This is a genomic window from Stenotrophomonas sp. PS02298 (assembly GCF_029959445.1).
In the GTDB taxonomy this organism is placed as follows: domain Bacteria; phylum Pseudomonadota; class Gammaproteobacteria; order Xanthomonadales; family Xanthomonadaceae; genus Stenotrophomonas.
Window position 1 is genome coordinate 1 of the sequence record NZ_JASCOR010000328.1, and the last position, 919, is coordinate 919.

Genomic DNA, 919 nt, shown 5'->3' on the forward strand with positions numbered 1-919 from the left:
GAGCCATGCTCGGCAAGGGCCTCTACCGGTAAGGCTTCTGCCGAGCATGGCTCGGCACTACGCTCCCTCCCTTGCGCCGCAGGCGTAGGGGAGGGTTGGGGAGGGGGTGGCTTTTGAAGCATTGCCGATAAAGCCTCTGCCGAGCATGGCTCGGCACTACAGGTGGGGCTTTACCGGTAAGGCTTCTGCCGAGCATGGCTCGGCACTACGCTCCCTCCCTTGCGCCGCAGGCGTAGGGGAGGGTTGGGGAGGGGGTGGCTTTTGAAGCATTGCCGATAAAGCCTCTGCCGAGCACGGCTCGGCACTACGACGTCTGGTTTATTGTCAGCTTCGCGGCTTACGCCGCTCCTACACACGGGGACGCTTCATGCCTGCTGCATTGCCTGTCTACATGCCTTGGTTGATGACGGCTGGTTTCGGCTGGTTGTATTACCGGCGTATCCGTCGCCACTTCGGCTGGCAGCCATGGCGCCCTGTTCGTAACGGCTTCCGTATCGGTCTGCTGTCGTTGGTGAGTGCTGCGCTGGTAGCTGCGGCGATATATATCCCGCATGTCGCGTTGGGGATTGTTGCCGGCGCAGTCGCCGGGGTTGGATTGGGCGTGTTCGCACTTAAACAAACGTTGATCAGTCCACGCGATGGGCGGGCCGGCTACACGCCGAATCCGTGGATCGGCGGTGGCTTGGCAGTATTGCTGATCGGACGCTTGGCCTGGCGCTGGTATGGCGGCGCTTTCAGCCAGGGCATGGGCGCGGGCATGGGCAATGCCAGTCCGTTGACCTTGGCGTTGGCGGCGGCCTTGATCAGTTATGGATTGGTGCAGGCGGTAGGCCTGGCGATACGCCTGCGCTGATATCGGTAGTGCCGAGCCATGCTCGGCAAGGGGCCTTACCGGTAAAGCCCCTGCCGAGCATGGCTC

General features: G+C 62.6%; 1 protein-coding gene. It reads left to right on the plus strand.

From position 1 onward, the window contains the following. Nucleotides 1-367 precede the first annotated feature (367 nt). Nucleotides 368-853, plus strand: coding sequence for a hypothetical protein (locus tag QMX78_RS21460; RefSeq protein ID WP_282273484.1), 486 nt, complete (start codon nucleotides 368-370; stop codon nucleotides 851-853). Nucleotides 854-919: the final 66 nt, after the last annotated feature.